At 64.0% G+C, this 15,475-nt stretch carries 15 protein-coding genes and 2 tRNA genes; 12 read left to right on the top strand and 5 right to left on the bottom strand.

Translation table 11 applies throughout. The annotated features are described in order from the left end of the window. Positions 1-16 precede the first annotated feature (16 nt). Both IVA87_RS01860 and IVA87_RS01855 read left to right on the top strand, forming a co-directional pair. On the top strand, positions 17-754 hold the full coding sequence (locus IVA87_RS01860; RefSeq protein ID WP_247300815.1) for a tRNA-uridine aminocarboxypropyltransferase: 738 nt from the start codon (positions 17-19) through the stop codon (positions 752-754). Positions 755-877: 123 nt separating this feature from the next. Beyond that, a tRNA-Cys gene (locus IVA87_RS01855) sits at positions 878-951 on the top strand. A gap of 262 nt (positions 952-1,213) precedes the next feature. Here the strand turns inward: IVA87_RS01855 and IVA87_RS01850 are convergent. Together IVA87_RS01850 and IVA87_RS01845 are read right to left on the bottom strand one after the other, a co-directional pair. After that, positions 1,214-1,366, bottom strand: a complete 153-nt coding sequence (locus IVA87_RS01850; RefSeq protein WP_247300814.1) for a hypothetical protein — start codon at positions 1,364-1,366, stop codon at positions 1,214-1,216. Between the two features lie 208 nt (positions 1,367-1,574). Continuing rightward, the gene (locus IVA87_RS01845; protein ID WP_247332509.1) at positions 1,575-1,769 is read right to left on the bottom strand and encodes a hypothetical protein; all 195 of its coding nucleotides are present in this window, start codon (positions 1,767-1,769) and stop codon (positions 1,575-1,577) included. Positions 1,770-2,025: 256 nt separating this feature from the next. Between IVA87_RS01845 and IVA87_RS01840 the strand changes: the two genes are divergently transcribed. The 7 genes from IVA87_RS01840 to IVA87_RS01810 all read left to right on the top strand — a co-directional run bounded on the left by IVA87_RS01840 (position 2,026) and on the right by IVA87_RS01810 (position 9,569). After that, entirely contained in the window at positions 2,026-2,286 is a 261-nt protein-coding gene (locus IVA87_RS01840; protein WP_247332506.1) for a hypothetical protein, read from the top strand. Between the two features lie 357 nt (positions 2,287-2,643). Then, positions 2,644-2,718 (top strand) — tRNA-Asn (locus IVA87_RS01835). Positions 2,719-2,929: 211 nt separating this feature from the next. Beyond that, positions 2,930-3,109: a hypothetical protein gene (locus IVA87_RS01830; protein WP_247300811.1), complete on the top strand. Its 180-nt coding sequence runs from the start codon at positions 2,930-2,932 to the stop codon at positions 3,107-3,109. A gap of 150 nt (positions 3,110-3,259) precedes the next feature. Beyond that, positions 3,260-3,922 (top strand): protein-L-isoaspartate O-methyltransferase, encoded by a 663-nt coding sequence (locus IVA87_RS01825; protein WP_247332504.1) that lies wholly within the window; start codon positions 3,260-3,262, stop codon positions 3,920-3,922. A 202-nt stretch (positions 3,923-4,124) separates the two neighbouring features. Further along, on the top strand, positions 4,125-5,510 hold the full coding sequence (locus IVA87_RS01820; RefSeq protein WP_247300809.1) for a TolC family outer membrane protein: 1,386 nt from the start codon (positions 4,125-4,127) through the stop codon (positions 5,508-5,510). A gap of 303 nt (positions 5,511-5,813) precedes the next feature. Continuing rightward, positions 5,814-6,566 (top strand): DUF2497 domain-containing protein, encoded by a 753-nt coding sequence (locus IVA87_RS01815; RefSeq protein WP_247332502.1) that lies wholly within the window; start codon positions 5,814-5,816, stop codon positions 6,564-6,566. 126 nt (positions 6,567-6,692) lie between these two features. Next, positions 6,693-9,569, top strand: coding sequence for a valine--tRNA ligase (locus IVA87_RS01810; protein WP_247332500.1), 2,877 nt, complete (start codon positions 6,693-6,695; stop codon positions 9,567-9,569). Between the two features lie 89 nt (positions 9,570-9,658). Here the strand turns inward: IVA87_RS01810 and IVA87_RS01805 are convergent, their stop codons facing one another. After that, complete coding sequence (locus IVA87_RS01805) at positions 9,659-10,261, bottom strand: DNA-3-methyladenine glycosylase (RefSeq protein WP_247332498.1); 603 nt, start codon at positions 10,259-10,261, stop codon at positions 9,659-9,661. A 130-nt stretch (positions 10,262-10,391) separates the two neighbouring features. Here IVA87_RS01805 and lipA point away from each other — a divergent pair, with 130 nt between their 5' ends. From lipA to IVA87_RS01790, 3 genes are all read left to right on the top strand, one after another. After that, the gene (gene lipA, locus IVA87_RS01800; RefSeq protein WP_247300805.1) at positions 10,392-11,348 is read left to right on the top strand and encodes a lipoyl synthase; all 957 of its coding nucleotides are present in this window, start codon (positions 10,392-10,394) and stop codon (positions 11,346-11,348) included. Positions 11,349-11,354: 6 nt separating this feature from the next. Next, complete coding sequence (locus IVA87_RS01795; RefSeq protein WP_247332496.1) at positions 11,355-11,825, top strand: type II toxin-antitoxin system RatA family toxin; 471 nt, start codon at positions 11,355-11,357, stop codon at positions 11,823-11,825. A gap of 902 nt (positions 11,826-12,727) precedes the next feature. Continuing rightward, entirely contained in the window at positions 12,728-13,504 is a 777-nt protein-coding gene (locus IVA87_RS01790; protein ID WP_247332494.1) for a mechanosensitive ion channel domain-containing protein, read from the top strand. 7 nt (positions 13,505-13,511) lie between these two features. Here the strand turns inward: IVA87_RS01790 and IVA87_RS01785 are convergent, their stop codons facing one another. Both IVA87_RS01785 and IVA87_RS01780 read right to left on the bottom strand, forming a co-directional pair. Beyond that, positions 13,512-14,120 (bottom strand): CinA family protein, encoded by a 609-nt coding sequence (locus IVA87_RS01785; RefSeq protein ID WP_247332492.1) that lies wholly within the window; start codon positions 14,118-14,120, stop codon positions 13,512-13,514. Between the two features lie 4 nt (positions 14,121-14,124). Then, positions 14,125-15,306 (bottom strand): bifunctional 2-C-methyl-D-erythritol 4-phosphate cytidylyltransferase/2-C-methyl-D-erythritol 2,4-cyclodiphosphate synthase, encoded by a 1,182-nt coding sequence (locus IVA87_RS01780; protein WP_247332490.1) that lies wholly within the window; start codon positions 15,304-15,306, stop codon positions 14,125-14,127. Positions 15,307-15,475 lie beyond the last annotated feature (169 nt).

Here is a 15,475-nt window from a genome sequence, read left to right as displayed (position 1 = left end):
AGCGTATAGCCGCGCCATGTCCAACCAGCCCGACACCGCTGCCGCGCCGGCCGAGCCGATCCCGGAATGCCCGCACTGCCAGAAGCCGATGCCGCTGTGCATCTGCGACACCGTCACGCCTATTGAAAATCGGCTGTCGCTCCTGATCCTCCAGCATCCGCAGGAACAGGACAGGGCGCTCGGCACCGCGCGGCTGCTCGCGAAGCATTTCGTAGATGCCACGTTGCGCGTTGGCCTGTCCTGGCCGAGCCTGTCCAAGGCGCTGGGCCGGCCGGTCGAGAATGCCGCGCGGTGGGCCGTGCTCTATCTCGGCTCGGCTCGCGCCGCCGATCTCGAGGCCGAGGGCGAGGTCGTCGCGCTTAACCGCAAGGGTGAGATCGCGGACAACCAGCGGGCGATCCTCGGCAAGCTCGAAGGCGTCGTGCTGCTCGACGGCACCTGGAGCCAGGCCAAGGCGCTGTGGTGGCGCAATCCCTGGATGCTGAAATGCCAGCGCGTGATCCTGAACCCGGCGCACCCCTCGCGCTACGGCCGTCTGCGCAAGGAGCCACGCCGCGACGGTCTTTCGACCATTGAGGCCGCCGCGACGATCCTCGCGGCCGTCGAGCGGCGGCCCGATATCGCCGACACCCTGCACGCCAGTTTTGAACGACTGTTGACACGCTACCGCGAGGTCCAGGCCGAGATGCCGGAACTGGCGCCCAAACCTGCCCCGAAGGGCCGCCGCGACTTCCGGCGTCGCAAACGAGCCTGACCCAAGCCTACATCGTGCTGCGCGTTCTCGCCTGCATCTACCAACCGACCGTGGGGCAAAGGGACAGCTGGCCCATCGGGGTTGCCTAAACCCTTCATCCCCTATATTGCTCCGGCCTTACGGGGCCACGTGGCGGAGTGGTTACGCAACGGTCTGCAAAACCGTGTACACCAGTTCAATTCTGGTCGTGGCCTCCATTACAAGCTGCGGAAACTGCTTGTAGACTTCATTCGTCCTCAGTTCCGCTGATCCGGCCTGCCAGCGGATTGCAAATTATAGGTAGCCGCGCACAGCAAGACCTTTCCCATCAAATCCGCGAAAGTACGGCGGCCCGCTGGTGTCTCTGGGCCGAGCTTGCTGTTCGAAACGGCTCTGCGACGAGGGGCGTGTCGGTCAGTCGGTGACCCCGGCTAGGACGCGCCGAAGCGCCCCCGAAGAGGATGGATTCTCCACCTAATCCTAGTGCAACACGCGGGCGGCTTCGGCGAGCCGGACTTTCTCTCTCAGAACTTCAAGTTCCTCGATTGCGTCTAACAACGCGAGCAGCTTGTCGCGGGCAGCATGTGTCAAATTGGACTTCGGACGCTTTGAAATACGAACTCGCTGTCCCATCAGTGCACGCCTCCATGCTTGGGCAGGTCCAATAGGCAAGGAGCGTGCCTGTCCCGCAAAACCACACCTATCAATCGAGCGCTGGAAAGATCGTGGGTGGCATCGTCCGATCTATCCCGAAATCCGAGCTGGAGGGGGCGCGCAATGCTTAACAGCATCGTTCAAAAATCCCGCAAGGGCGGCACGCTTCCGTTTACGATGAAGGTGGTCAGCAGGCTGCGTACCAGCCGTCCGGAAAGGGGAGCAGAGGCCAGGCGCCCTCATTATCATTGGCGGCCTTGGGCGTTGCGACGCACGACCACGAACGGGGCACTAATTCTTCCTTCGGCGCGGGCGTGCAATCTTCGTGAATCATGGCGCCCCCGACGGCATCCAGCAGCAAGTTGAATTCGGCTTCACTCATCGCACCCTCCGGAAAGCAGACGGCCCAATATCGCAAAGCCGGCTTGTTTCCCGATTGACCCGGTCGTTCGCATTTTAACGATCCGGCGCTCGGGTCCCGATTGGTTAGCGAGTTCTGAAAATCGCTTGGAACTTAGGTTCCTCAGCCTTGCCCGCAGTGTGAAAGAAGTCACATCGCTGCGGCTTTATTTCTCGCAAACGTTGTCGCGACTCCGGCCAACGCCGCCGGGCGGGCAGGGCAGAACGGGAGAGCGGTCATGAAGGTGAGGTTCTTGCGGTTTGCAATTGTGAAGAGCCGGGCGCGCCGCGCCTCGACGGTCGGGCTTTTCCTGACGATGTTTGCCTCCGCCGCCCATGCGCAGGGAACGCCGGAGCAGCGCCGGGCCTGCACGCCCGACGTCTACCGTCTCTGCGCCGGCGAAATCCCGAACGCCCGTGCCATCACCGCGTGCTTGCGACGTAACCGGGCCAGCCTGAGCGAAGCGTGCCGCGGCGTGCTCGACCAGGCCGGAGGGTAGTCTCTGTGGATTTGTGCGCAGCAAGTGGCGTGCGCGCCACGCAAATCTGTTGAATCCGCGTCTGTGAATATGCTGCGGACAGGCTGTTGAGCGATCGAAAACCCAACGTCTGTCCGCACGCGTCGATCCCAATGACGGAACGTCTCCGACTACGCTGTGCTCCATCGGAGCTTCGCCTCTACAGAAATTCTGACTTAGCGCATTGTCCGGCCACCTCATCCCAGTCAGAGGGGACGCGAAACCGAAGTTCGCCACCTGCCATATTGCGAACGCGTTGCGAAGGACGACGAATTCGTCCTTTGCAAGCGCAACTGGCTTTGTTATACGCAGCCGCGCGCGAACGATTGGTTCGCCTTTTCCTCGGTAGCTCAGCGGTAGAGCATCCGACTGTTAATCGGATGGTCGCTGGTTCGAATCCAGCCCGGGGAGCCAAATTTTATTGCCAATTCAATGAGTTGCGATGGCGCCTTCAGGTGCCGTGCGATTTCGTTGCGGCAATATGTGAACTGCTTCCACGATCCTGACGCGCAATCAAACTCAACGAGACGTGTGCAATAGCGCCTTGGCGCCATGAGGACGGCGCCAAAACGACTCAATTCAAATCGAGCTTGCCCCGTGCCGGATCCTTACGGAGCTGATTCCCATGCCAGACATCCAGGTCGACCGTTCTCATATCGGCCCCTCGATCCTGCCGGCCGACATTCCCGAACTCAGCGACGACGAATGCATCGCTTGTCTTGCGCGTGCGGTCGAGGCACCCGATTTGGCACGGCTGGATGAGGTCGCCGCTCTGATCGGCCGCCTCGCGGTGGCGATCGAATGATGCGTCCCGCACCCTGATCCTGATGCGGTGAGCTGCGCAAGCCATGGGGGCTCCTCGCGGCCAACGGCCATGTTGCGTTTTCGGCGGGCATGTTTCAAAGATGCCGCCAACTCACTCTCCGCGGCATCGTCCGCATTCCAGGGTCCGCAAATGTCCGGTTTCTCGACTGCGCGCCAAAAAATGGTCGATGGCCAGGTGCGCACCAATGACGTTACCGACCGTCGTATTCTCGATGCCATGCTCACGGTTCCGCGCGAGGCCTTCGTGCCGGCCAGCAGGCAGGCATTGGCTTATCTCGACCTCGACCTCGATGTGAGCGAGGGCGGCGCCAAGCGGTTCCTGATCAAGCCGCAACTGACCGGCAAGCTGCTCCAGGCCGCCGAAATCGGCGAAGCGGACAATGTGCTGATCGTCGGCTGCGCCACGGGCTATCTGGCCGCGCTCGCCGCCAAGCTCGCGCGCCAGGTCACGGCGACGGAATGTGATCCGGCTCTGGCGGCGAAGGCCAGGGACGCCTTCGCTGCCCTTGGGCTCGCCAACGTCACCTGCAAAGTCGCCTCCTGCAGCGAGGGTGATCCGTCCACCGCTCCTTATGACGTGATCGTCCTCAACGGCGCTGCCGAGGTCCCCCTGGAGCGGCTGCTCGGGCAGCTGAAGGAAGGCGGGCGCCTCGTGGGAGTGTCGGCCGAATCCAGGCCGCCGCGGGCCATGATCGTGACAAAGACTCATGGTGAATTCGGCCATCGGGCGTTGTTCGACGCCGCCGCCCCGGTCCTTCCCGGGTTGGAACGGGCCGCCGCCTTCGTTTTCTGAGGCCCGGAGCCGAAAAATCCCGTTCTGAATCAGAAGTGTGGCCGGGATGCTGCACGTGAAGAGTTTCCACCGAGAACTACCCTGAGGTGGTTCCGCCGCGACAATCCCCGTCCTATGTTGCGGCGGGGCAACGACTCCACTCGGTAGACGGTACCCAGCTCGCGGGCACGAGCCGGGCGTTAGAATGAACGGAATTTCAGGGATGCATGGGGTGAAGCTCTTCACCGGAGCTGCGGTTTCGGTCCTGCTGCTGTCGCTAGCCGGGCCGACGCCTGCCTTAGCGGACACGATCGAGTCCGCGCTGGTGCGCGCCTATCAGAACAATCCGCAGCTCAACGCACAGCGTGCCCAGGTGCGCTCGACCGACGAGAACGTGCCTCAGGCATTGTCGGGATATCGGCCCAGAGTCGCGCTGACGGCGAGCGCCGGTTATCAATATCAGGATACGCTGACCGCGCCGGGCAGCGCCCCAATCAATGGCACCACCGTTCCCCGCAGCGCGGGCCTGACCGTTTCGCAGACGCTTTATAACGGCAACCAGACCGCCAACAGGACGCGCGCGGCAGAGAGCCAGGTGTCCGGTGCTCGCGAAGCGCTGCGCAGCCTCGATCAAAGCGTGTTGCTTCAGGCTGCAACGACCTACATGGACTATCTGCGCGATGCCGCTACGCTGGAAGTCCAGCGCAGCAACGTGCGTGTGCTCGAGCAGACGCTGAAGCAGACCCGTGATCGCTTCAATGTCGGCGAAGTGACGCGTACCGACGTCGCCCAATCGGAAGCGCAACTCGCCGCCGGCAAGACGCAGGCGCTTACCGCCGAAGCCAATCTCACCACGACGCGCGCGAACTTCCGTCGCATCATCGGCAACGAACCGACGAACCTCGCGCCGGGCTCGCCGGTCGACCGGTTCCTGCCCACGACGCTCGCTTCGGCCGTTGAGCTCAGCTTGGTCGAGCATCCCAACGTTACGGCCGCAATGTTCGGCATCGACGTCAACTATTTGCAGGTCAAGGTCGCCGAAGGCGCGCTGCTGCCCACAGTCACGTTGCAGGCCAGCGCAACGCAGGCCAATGAACAGTCGCTGATTCAATACAGGTCGTTTAGCGCAGCCGCGGTCGCGCAGGCCTCGTGGCAGCTCTATGATGGCGGCAACCAATATGCGCTGATCCGTCAATCCAAAGAAAACCTGGCGCAGCAGCGTCTCAATCTCGAAACCACGCGCGACCAGATTCGTGCGACCGTGGTGCAGTGGTGGGGGTCGTTGCAGGCCGGTAAGGCGCAGGTGCAGTCCGCCCAAGCGCAAGTTGCGGCATCCGAGATCGCGCTGAACGGCGTTCGCGAAGAAGCCAAGGCGGGTCAGCGCACCACGCTCGACGTCCTCAACGCGCAGCAGGCCTTGGTCAACGCGCGCGTCGCGCTGGTCACTGCGCAGCATGACCGCGTGGTTGCATCCTATAACGTCCTCGCGGCTGTTGGCCGCCTGTCGCCGCAGGTGCTCGGCCTCGCGACCACGGTCTACGATCCCTCCGTGCATTACCAGCAGGTCCGCGACAGCTGGGCCGGCGTACGCACGCCTGACGGACGCTGATGTCCGTAGTGATCCGGTCGGTCTCGCGAAGTGCCGAGGCCGACTGGCGCTTTGCTTGCAATCATCAAAATCCCTGACATAGCCTTGCCAAGAAGATGCGGGTCGATTCGCCCGTATCGATGCCGTGTGCGTAAAGCTTGAGTGCCGGGGGCAGGGGCGCACCGCCGCACGTTGAGCCGTGATCTGGGGACAAGTCGGGCTGCTGCGACGAAAATTGTCGGGCCGCCGGTCCGGAACCGGCCAATCCTGCCGTGCTTGGTGTAAAACAACGCATGCGAGGGCGTTGATGATGTGGAGTCGGAGATGACGCAGCCTGCAAAGGTCACAGAACCCTCGATGGAGGAGATTCTGGCCTCGATCCGGCGCATCATTGCCGACGATGAGGCCAAGCCGCCGCCGACAGAAGCCGCCAAACCGGAGAAGGCTGCGGCGCCCGCCGCGCCAAAGCCGCAGGCGATGAACGACATTCCGCCATCCAAGGTCGCTCCGCCCAAGTCCGCTGCCGAGAAGCCCGCACCGCCGCCGGCCGCAAAGCCGGCGCCGCCACCCGCAGCTGCGGCGGACGCATCCAACAGCCAGGACGACATCGACGCACTGCTGGCCGGGCTCGACGCAGCCACGCCCGCTCCGGAGGTCCGCGCTTCCGAGCCGGAGCCGGAGCCCGACGTGCTCGAGTTGACCGACGAGATGGCGATGGATCCGACACCGCCTCCGCCACCACCCAGCTTCCACAAGGTCGAGCCGCGCGACGATCTCGAGTTCACCGAATCGCCGCAGCCGCGCCCCGCGCCGCCGTCCTACACGCCGGTGGACTACGATGCGCCGCCGGTGCCGTCGCAACAGCCGATCCTCGCGCAATCGACGGTCTCCGCGGTCGAATCTGCCTTCAACTCGCTGGCCCACACGGTTCTGAGCAGCAATGCGCGGACGCTGGAGGATTTGGTCAAGGAGATGTTGCGTCCGATGCTGAAGTCCTGGCTCGATGACAATCTGCCGACCCTGGTTGAACGCATCGTGAAGGCCGAAATCGAGCGAGTCTCGCGCGGCGGCCGCTGAGAAGGGCCGTGCGGCCAAGATAAAGCCCTGCTCCTGCGTCATATTCGGCCTGCGGCCCGGGCCGAAAACGCCTGTCGTCGAGCTTCCCGTTGACTTGAACCGCGCGCGCGGCTTTCTAACAGCCCCATGATCGAGAAAAATTACCAGCCCGCCGATATCGAAACCCGCATGTCCGTGGTGTGGGAGGACAGCCTTGCCTTCAAAGCCGGCCGCCCCGACCGCCGCGACGCGCTGCCGTTCACCATCGTGATCCCGCCGCCGAACGTGACGGGCTCGCTGCACATGGGCCACGCCCTCAACAACACGCTTCAGGACATCCTGTGCCGGTTCGAGCGCATGCGCGGCCGCGACGTGCTGTGGCAGCCCGGCACCGACCATGCCGGCATCGCGACCCAGATGGTGGTCGAGCGCCAGCTGATGGAGCGTCAAGAGCCCGGCCGCCGCGAGATGGGCCGGGAGAAGTTTCTGGAGCGGGTCTGGCAGTGGAAGGCCGAGAGCGGCGACACCATCATCAACCAGCTCAAGCGGCTCGGCGCGTCCTGCGACTGGACCCGCGAGCGCTTCACCATGGACGAGGGCCTGTCGAAAGCCGTCGTCAAGGTGTTCGTGGAGCTGCATCGCGAGGGGCTGATCTACAAGGACAAGCGGCTGGTGAACTGGGACACCAAGCTCTTGACCGCAATCTCCGATCTCGAAGTGCAGCAGGTCGAGGTCAAGGGCAGCCTCTGGTATCTGCGCTATCCGATCGAGGGCAAGACGTTCAGCCCCGAGGATCCCTCGAGCTTCATCGTCGTCGCCACCACGCGCCCCGAGACCATGCTCGGCGACACCGGCGTGGCCGTCCATCCCGAGGACGAGCGTTATCAGAAGCTCATCGGCAAGCACGTCATCCTGCCGCTGGTTGGCCGCAAGATCGCGATCGTGGCCGATGAGTATTCCGACCCGGACAAGGGTTCGGGCGCGGTCAAGGTGACGCCGGCGCACGACTTCAACGATTTCGAGGTCGGCAATCGCCACGGCCTGCGCCGGATCAGCGTCCTCGACAGGGAAGGCTGTCTCGATCTCCTCGACAACGAGGATTATCTGCGTGACCTGCCGGAAGGCGCCGCGCAATTCGCCGAGGAATTTCACAAGATCGACCGCTTTGTCGCACGCAAGCGCATCGTCGAGCGGCTGGAATCGTTCGGCTTCGTCGAGCGGATCGAGCCGCACACCCACATGGTGCCGCATGGCGATCGTTCGAACAGCGTGATCGAGCCGTATCTGACCGATCAATGGTATGTCGATGCCAAGACGCTGGCCAAGCCGGCAATCGCGGCCGTGCGTTCGGGCGAAACGAGGTTCGTGCCGAAGAATTGGGAAAAGACCTATTTCGAGTGGATGGAGAACATCCAGCCCTGGTGCATCTCGCGCCAGCTCTGGTGGGGTCACCAGATCCCGGCCTGGTACGGTCCGGATGGAAAGGTGTTCGTCGCCGAGACCGAGGAGGAGGCCGTCAGCCACGCGCTCGGTTATTACGTCGAGCAGGAAGTCATCACGCCGGAGCAGGGGCGTGAGATGGCGCTCGATCGCAACAAGCGCGAAGGCTTCATCACCCGCGACGAGGACGTGCTCGACACCTGGTTCTCCTCGGCGCTGTGGCCGTTCTCGACGCTCGGCTGGCCCGAAGATGCGCCGGAGGTGCAGCGCTACTATCCGACCAATGCGCTGGTGACCGGCTTCGACATCATCTTCTTCTGGGTCGCCCGCATGATGATGATGGGCCTGCACTTCATGAGGGAGGTGCCGTTCTCGACGGTCTACATCCACGCCCTCGTCCGAGACGAGAAGGGCGCCAAGATGTCGAAGTCGAAGGGCAACGTCATCGATCCCCTCCATCTAATCGACGAATATGGTGCGGACGCGCTGCGCTTCACGCTGGCCGCGATGGCGGCGCAGGGCCGCGACATCAAGCTCGCCACCAGCCGCGTCGAGGGTTACCGCAATTTCGCGACCAAGCTCTGGAATGCCTGTCGCTTCGCGGAGATGAATCGCTGTGCCGTTCCCGACGGCTTCGAGCCGGCGAAGGCGAAGCAGACGCTGAACCGCTGGATCGCACATGAGACCGCGCACACCACGCGCGAAGTGACCGAGGCGATCGAAGCCTATCGCTTCAACGATGCCGCCGGCAGCATCTACCGCTTCGTCTGGAACGTCTATTGCGACTGGTATGTTGAGCTCGCCAAGCCCGTGCTGCTCGGTCCCGACAGTCTCGCCAAGGACGAAACCCGCGCCATGGTCGCCTGGGCGCGCGACGAGATCCTCAAGCTGCTGCATCCCTTCATGCCCTTCATCACCGAAGAGCTGTGGGAGGTGACGGCGAAACGCGAAGGCCTGCTCGCATTGGCGCCGTGGCCGCTCAAGCCGGTTGAGCCGACGCCGGAGCAGCTTGCGATGCTCGCGGCGACGACGGGACCGACCGATCCGCTCGTCTCGCCGGCCTGGGTGCTGCCGATCTTCGACCATGCCGACTTCACCGATCCCGCGGCCGAGGCCGAGATCGGCTGGGTGATCGATCTCGTCACCCAGATCCGTTCGGTGCGTGCCGAGATGAATATCCCGCCGGCGACGCTGACGGCGCTGGTGCTCGTGGGCGTTTCGGCAGAGACGAAAGAGCGCGCGCCGCGCTGGACCGACGTCATCAAGCGCATGGCGCGGCTCTCCGACATCTCTTTCGCCGACCGTGCACCTGACGGCGCCGTTCAACTGCTTGTGCGCGGCGAGGTGGCCGCGCTGCCACTGAAGGGCGTAATTGACATCGCCGCCGAGCGCACGCGCCTCGACAAGGAGATCGGCAAGGCCGACGCCGACATCAAGCGCGCCGAATCCAAGCTGGCCAACGAGAAGTTCGTCGCCAACGCGGCCGAGGAGGTCGTCGAGGAGGAGCGCGAAAAGCGCGAGGCGGCGCTGGCCCGCAAGGCCAAGCTGCTGGAGGCGCTGGAGCGGCTCAAGCAGGCGTCTTAATCTGGTCGTCATTCCGGGGCGGCTCGAAGAGCCGAACCCGGAATCTCGAAATTCCGAGTCTCGTCCTTCGGACCATCCCGGAATGACCGTTACGTCGGAAACGGCTTGCTCAAAAACTTCGAGCCCCTGAGGCCATAGCGCCAGGGCAGCTCGACCGCCTTGGTGATGCCGATCCGGATGCCGGCAGCGATCTCGACATCCTCCGTCCGCGCGTGCAGGGCGATCGGCGGCCGGTCCAGCGGCAGCGCATTGTGCGCGATGGTGATGCCGAGCGCTTCGGTCAGCTTGCCCGGGCCCGAGCACAGCGCGTGCAAATCCTGGAGATGGCGGCGGCGTCGCATCGCAGCCAAGCCATGGGTCGGCTCCAGCGCGCGGATCAGCACGGCGCTGGCCGAGCCTTCCTCCTCGCAGACGAAGTTCACGCACCAGTGGATGCCGTAGGAACGGTAGACGTAGGCGTAGCCGGGCGGGCCGAACATCACCTGGTTCCGAGGCGTCGGCCCGCGATAGGAATGTGCGGCCGGGTCGGTATGATGATAGGCCTCGACCTCGACGATGATTCCACCGACGCCGTCGACCAGCAAGGTGGCGCCGATCAGGTCGGGCGCGACCTCGTGGACGCTGCGGCCGAAAAAGGTCCGCTTCAGCGGCTTGCCAAGCCGCAACGGAGAGGCATTCGATCTTGGAGCCATTCGAGGTGAGAATCGCCTGAGAACAGAGCAGGATATTGCCCATATCTGCCATGTTCTCTGAAGCGAGGCGAGCCGGGTTGCGATGCCAGGCCAGACCGACTAGGTAGGACCTGAACAGACCGGACACCCTATGGTCGTTATTGTCGATACCATCACGAACCCGCTGCGCCCGCGCCACCCCGAAAAGGTGAACCGGCCCGATTCCGCTTCGCCGCCGAAGCCGGACTGGATTCGCGTGCGCGCGCCCAATACCCGCGGCTATGCCGACACCCGCAACATCGTGCGGGCCAACGGCCTGCACACGGTGTGCGAGGAAGCGGGCTGCCCGAATATCGGCGAGTGCTGGGACAAGAAGCACGCAACCTTCATGATCATGGGTGACACCTGCACCCGTGCCTGCGCCTTCTGCAACGTCAAGACCGGCCTGCCCAACGCGCTCGATACGTCCGAACCGCAGCACGTCGCCGAGGCCGTGGCCAAGCTGGGGCTGGCCCACGTCGTCATCACTTCGGTCGACCGCGACGACCTCGCCGACGGCGGCGCCGAGCATTTTGCCCAGACCATCCGTGCGATCCGCGCCGCGTGTCCTTCGACCACGATCGAGATCCTGACGCCGGACTTCCTGCGCAAGGAGCGGGCACTCGAGGTCGTCGTTGCGGCGAAGCCCGACGTGTTCAACCACAATCTCGAGACCGTGCCGTCGCGCTATCTCACGGTGCGGCCCGGCGCGCGCTATTTCCACTCGATCCGGCTGCTGCAGCGGGTTAGGGAGCTCGATCCTACCATCTTCACCAAGTCCGGCATCATGGTCGGCCTTGGCGAGGAGCGCCACGAGGTGCTTCAGGTCATGGACGATCTGCGCTCCGCCGAGGTCGATTTCCTGACCATCGGCCAGTATCTCCAACCCACACGTAAGCATCACGCCGTGATGCGCTTCGTGCCGCCCGACGAGTTCGCCTCCTACGAGAAGGTCGCCTACACCAAGGGCTTCCTGATGGTATCGGCGAGCCCCCTGACCCGCTCGTCCCATCATGCCGGCGAGGATTTTGCGAGACTGAAGGCCGCGCGGGCAGCTAACGCCCGCTGAACCGCTATGCCCCAATTTTCGAGCAAGCGCCGTGTCAATCACAGCGCATCCGAGATGTTTGATCTGGTCGCCGACGTCGAGCGCTACCCGGAATTCGTGCCCTTGTGCAGCGCGCTGAGAGTGCGTCAGCGCATGGCGAAACCTGATGGCACCGAGGTGCTGGTCGCCGACATGACGGTGTCGTTCAAACTGGTCAAGGAATCCTTCACCAGCCGGGTGACACTCGACCGCGCCAATCTGAAAATCCTGGTCGAATATCTGCAAGGTCCTTTCAGAAATCTTGAAAACCGCTGGACGTTCGAGCCCAAGGGTGAGGGCGTCTGCGACGTCGGTTTCTTCCTCGCCTATGAATTCAAGAGCCGCATGCTCGCAATGCTGATGGGCTCGATGTTCGATGCCGCCTTCGCGCGCTTCTCCACTGCGTTCGAAAAACGCGCGGATGCGATCTACGGCCGGCCGAAATTGGCATCGACGTAGGCGCACTCTTTCCACCGGCATTGCGAGGAGCTGTTGCGACGAAGCAATCCAGAATCCCTCTGAGGAAAGATTCTGGATTGCTTCGCTTCCGCCTTCGCTCTCCGAGCTTCGGCGGACAAGCCGCTGGGAAATGACTGAGCATGAGCATCCAGGCAGCTTTTCCAATTGGCATCTCAATCGCAGACACACCTGCGCGTCCTCGCGGCTTTCTCTCGCCCGAGCTTTGCTTCGTCGCGACACCCTCTTGAAGTCAGAGGGCGCAGGGAAGACCGGATGCCGGCTGGGCACCCGCGGTCCACTGTGCGGAAGTTGCGCTACGAAGAGCTGCACAGCGGCATACAGGTGAAGCCAAACAACCGGCCTTCCCTGCGCAGTGGTTTGACGGCTTATGCCGAGTTCTCCCCGGGGAGCGATGCACTATTGCCCCCGTCGCCTTGCGGATCGCTGATGCGCGCGCCCGGTTGGACGAAACGCATCACCGCAGGACTTGACGCACAGGCCCCGGGCGTCAGGACGACACGGTTTTGCCGTACGCTGATAGCATCGGTCGTTTGCGCGCGGCGATCGCTCACGGTTGCCCGCCCTGCGATGCCCTTCGCGCCGGTGCTGCCAGCGCCCACCACGGCCCATCCCGCGTTTCGTGACGATCGCGATACGCCCCTCTGACTGGGATGAGGTGGCCGAAAAATGCGCTTAAACAGAATTTCTGTAAAGGCGAATATTTTGTTGCGTGCGGATTGACCCCGCGGTTGCGTGTTTTGCCGTCTGGCAACACAAAGGGTTGTAGCCCAGATGGAGAGCAGCGCAATCCGGGCGACCGGGTTGGCGTTCCCATCGACATCCGCCGGGATCATTTCGCGCCGCCGCGAGTTCTCAACGGATTCGACCGGCTTGGAGCTGCCATGACCATCAATTTCGATACATTGAAAGCATCGCTCGTCCTGTATGGCTTGAACGCGATTTACGCGATCCTGCTGTTCGCGATCGGCTGGTATCTGTCCGGCGCAATGCAGCGTTTCGTCACGCGCGTCTTGAGTGTCACGCACCGCGTCGATCCGCTGGTGACCTTGTTTGTCGCCAGTGTGGCCCGCTATGCCGTGCTCGCGGTGATCGGCATCGCCGTGCTGCAGCTCTTTGGCATCCAGACCGCGAGCCTCGTTGCCGTGCTGGGCGCGACTTCACTCGCCATCGGCCTTGCGCTTCAAGGCACGCTCTCCAACCTCGCCGCCGGCGTGATGCTGCTGCTGTTTCGTCCCTTTCACATCGGCGACGACGTCGAGGTCGCCGGCAAGGCAGGGAAGGTGAAGTCGTTGTCGCTGTTCATGACAGAGCTGGTCGCGCTCGACAACACGCAGATCCTGTTGCCGAACGGGCAGGTGTGGGGCGCGGCCATCATCAACCACAGCGCCTATCCAGGTACGGGGGAAGTCAAGGTGGCGTTTCCGGTCAGGGCAGGCGCGGCCAATGCGTTGGCCGACCAGATCCTGAAGGAGCTGCGTGATGATCCCCGCATCGACGACAGCACCGCGCCCTTGGTCAATGTGTCAAAGGTGATCGCTGCCGATCCCGCAGCACCCGTCGTGGAATTGACGGTGAGCGCGAAGGTCAATCCATCAGATGCCGATGCGGTTAGGCAGCGCGTGCTCGATCGTGCGAGTGCGCTGCTGTCGGCGGCCTGAGAGCGCCTCAGCCCCGCGGCGAGCGCGGCGGCCTGCGCTTCACCGCGTGTCGGCGTGGCGAGCGGGTGACGCGGGGACGCAGACGGCTTGCGGCTGCGGGGCGCGGCTTGACCTGGACTTGCGGGCCGCGGGCGAGGTCCATCAGCATGCGCAGCGCCTCGACCACGGAGCGCGCGCGCACGGCGCTGCGGCCGATCGCGCCGAAGCGGTGCTCGCGATGGATGATGCGGCCGTCGCGCGCCGCCGCCGCGAAGTGCACAAGGCCGACCGGCTTGCCGGGCGTGGCGCCGCCGGGGCCGGCAATTCCGGTGATGGCGACCGCGAGATCGACATCGGCGCGCTCCAGGGCGCCGATCGCCATGGCGGTTGCGGTCTCCCTGCTGACCGCGCCGAAATTGGCGAGCGTGCTCGCCTCGACCCCGAGCATCGCGCGCTTGGCGTCGTTGGAATAGGTGACGAAGCCGCGGTCGATCACGTCGGAGGAGCCGGGGATGTCGGTCAGCGCGCCGGCGACGAGGCCGCCGGTGCAGGACTCGGCCGTCGCGATCGTCAGCTTGCGCATCCGGCACAAATCGAGCAGCGAGCGGGAGAGGGCGCGTGCGTCGCTGCCGCCCATGGTCCTACAGGCTCCAGGGCAGGCGGATGGTGGCGCTCGCGGTGGCCGCGATGCCTTCCTCCCGGCCGGTGAAGCCGAGCCGCTCGCTGGTCGTCGCCTTCACCGCGACGCGGGAGATCTCGACGCCGGAGATCTCGGCGATGCGCGCGCGCATGATGTCGCGCAAGGGACCGATCTTCGGCCGTTCGCAGATCAGCGTCACCTCGAGATTGGCGACGCGGCCGCCACGTACCGCGACGCGCTCGATGGCATATTTCAGGAACTGGTCGGAGGAAGCACCCTTCCACTTCGCGTCGCTCGGCGGGAAGTGCGAGCCGATGTCACCGTCGGCGAGCGCACCGAGAATGGCGTCGACCAGCGCATGCAGGCCGACATCGCCGTCGGAATGGGCCAGAAACCCCTTGGTGTGAGGGACGCGCACGCCGCAGATCATGACGTGGTCGCCGTCGCCGAAGGCGTGCACGTCATAGCCCGTGCCGGTCCTGATATCGCCGAGCTGGGCGGCCAGGCGTGCTTCCTCGCGCACGAAATCCTCGGGAGTGGTGAGCTTCATATTGGCAACATCGCCTTCAAAGGTTGCAACCGTCAATCCTGCCCATTCGGCAATGGCGGCATCGTCGGTGAAATCCGAGCGTCCTTGCTTTGCCGCGCGACGATGCGCCTCGAGGATGACGTCGAAAAGAAAGGATTGCGGCGTCTGCGCGATTCGCAGCCGCGCGCGGTCCGGCGTGCCCTCGACATGGCCGTTCTCGCCGGTGAGCTTGATCGTGTCGGTGACGGCAATGGCGGGGATCGCTGCGCCGGTGCGGCTCGCCGCCTCGATCGCACGGGAGATCACGCCTTCCGAGACGAAGGGGCGGGCGGCGTCATGGATCAAGACGATATCGGGCTTGTGGCGTGCGAGCGCTTCGAGGCCGGCGAGCACCGAAGCCTGGCGGGTGGCGCCGCCGTTGGCCGGCGGCTCGTGCTTGAGACCTGCGACCGCTGCCGTGAACATGGCGGTGTCGTCGGGATTCACCACCGGCTGCACCGCAAACACCTCGGGGTGGCGGCTGAAGGCTTCCATGGCGCGATGGATCACGGGCACACCGCCGATCTCGCGATACTGCTTCGGCCCGCCGGCGCCGGCGCGCAAGCCGCGTCCGGCTGCGACGAGGACGGCCGCGGTGCGTTGTGATTTCGCCATAGGACTCAAATACTCAGCTGATGATCACGAGTCGGGGAGTGGGATGATTTGATGGCATGCCTCTAGCACGGCAGGCCCGCAAAAAAAGGGGTTTCCGCGCTTTGTGGGCAACAGCATCTTGCTGCACTGCACTTGAAAGATTTGCAGAACTGTCTAAACTGTAGGCATG

The organism is Bradyrhizobium sp. 147 (assembly GCF_023073935.1).
GTDB lineage: Bacteria > Pseudomonadota > Alphaproteobacteria > Rhizobiales > Xanthobacteraceae > Bradyrhizobium.
Note: the sequence above shows the minus strand (reverse complement) of the source record. Positions and strands in the feature narration are given on the sequence as shown.

Bases quoted from the DNA above. Each gene is read 5' to 3' on its own strand.
- IVA87_RS01860 (WP_247300815.1), top strand. From the start codon at position 17: ATGTCCAACCAGCCCGACACCGCTGCCGCGCCGGCCGAGCCGATCCCG.
- IVA87_RS01850 (WP_247300814.1), bottom strand. From the start codon at position 1,366: ATGGGACAGCGAGTTCGTATTTCAAAGCGTCCGAAGTCCAATTTGACA.
- IVA87_RS01845 (WP_247332509.1), bottom strand. From the start codon at position 1,769: ATGAGTGAAGCCGAATTCAACTTGCTGCTGGATGCCGTCGGGGGCGCC.
- IVA87_RS01840 (WP_247332506.1), top strand. From the start codon at position 2,026: ATGAAGGTGAGGTTCTTGCGGTTTGCAATTGTGAAGAGCCGGGCGCGC.
- IVA87_RS01830 (WP_247300811.1), top strand. From the start codon at position 2,930: ATGCCAGACATCCAGGTCGACCGTTCTCATATCGGCCCCTCGATCCTG.
- IVA87_RS01825 (WP_247332504.1), top strand. From the start codon at position 3,260: ATGTCCGGTTTCTCGACTGCGCGCCAAAAAATGGTCGATGGCCAGGTG.
- IVA87_RS01820 (WP_247300809.1), top strand. From the start codon at position 4,125: ATGCATGGGGTGAAGCTCTTCACCGGAGCTGCGGTTTCGGTCCTGCTG.
- IVA87_RS01815 (WP_247332502.1), top strand. From the start codon at position 5,814: ATGACGCAGCCTGCAAAGGTCACAGAACCCTCGATGGAGGAGATTCTG.
- IVA87_RS01810 (WP_247332500.1), top strand. From the start codon at position 6,693: ATGATCGAGAAAAATTACCAGCCCGCCGATATCGAAACCCGCATGTCC.
- IVA87_RS01805 (WP_247332498.1), bottom strand. From the start codon at position 10,261: ATGGCTCCAAGATCGAATGCCTCTCCGTTGCGGCTTGGCAAGCCGCTG.
- lipA (WP_247300805.1), top strand. From the start codon at position 10,392: ATGGTCGTTATTGTCGATACCATCACGAACCCGCTGCGCCCGCGCCAC.
- IVA87_RS01795 (WP_247332496.1), top strand. From the start codon at position 11,355: ATGCCCCAATTTTCGAGCAAGCGCCGTGTCAATCACAGCGCATCCGAG.
- IVA87_RS01790 (WP_247332494.1), top strand. From the start codon at position 12,728: ATGACCATCAATTTCGATACATTGAAAGCATCGCTCGTCCTGTATGGC.
- IVA87_RS01785 (WP_247332492.1), bottom strand. From the start codon at position 14,120: ATGGGCGGCAGCGACGCACGCGCCCTCTCCCGCTCGCTGCTCGATTTG.
- IVA87_RS01780 (WP_247332490.1), bottom strand. From the start codon at position 15,306: ATGGCGAAATCACAACGCACCGCGGCCGTCCTCGTCGCAGCCGGACGC.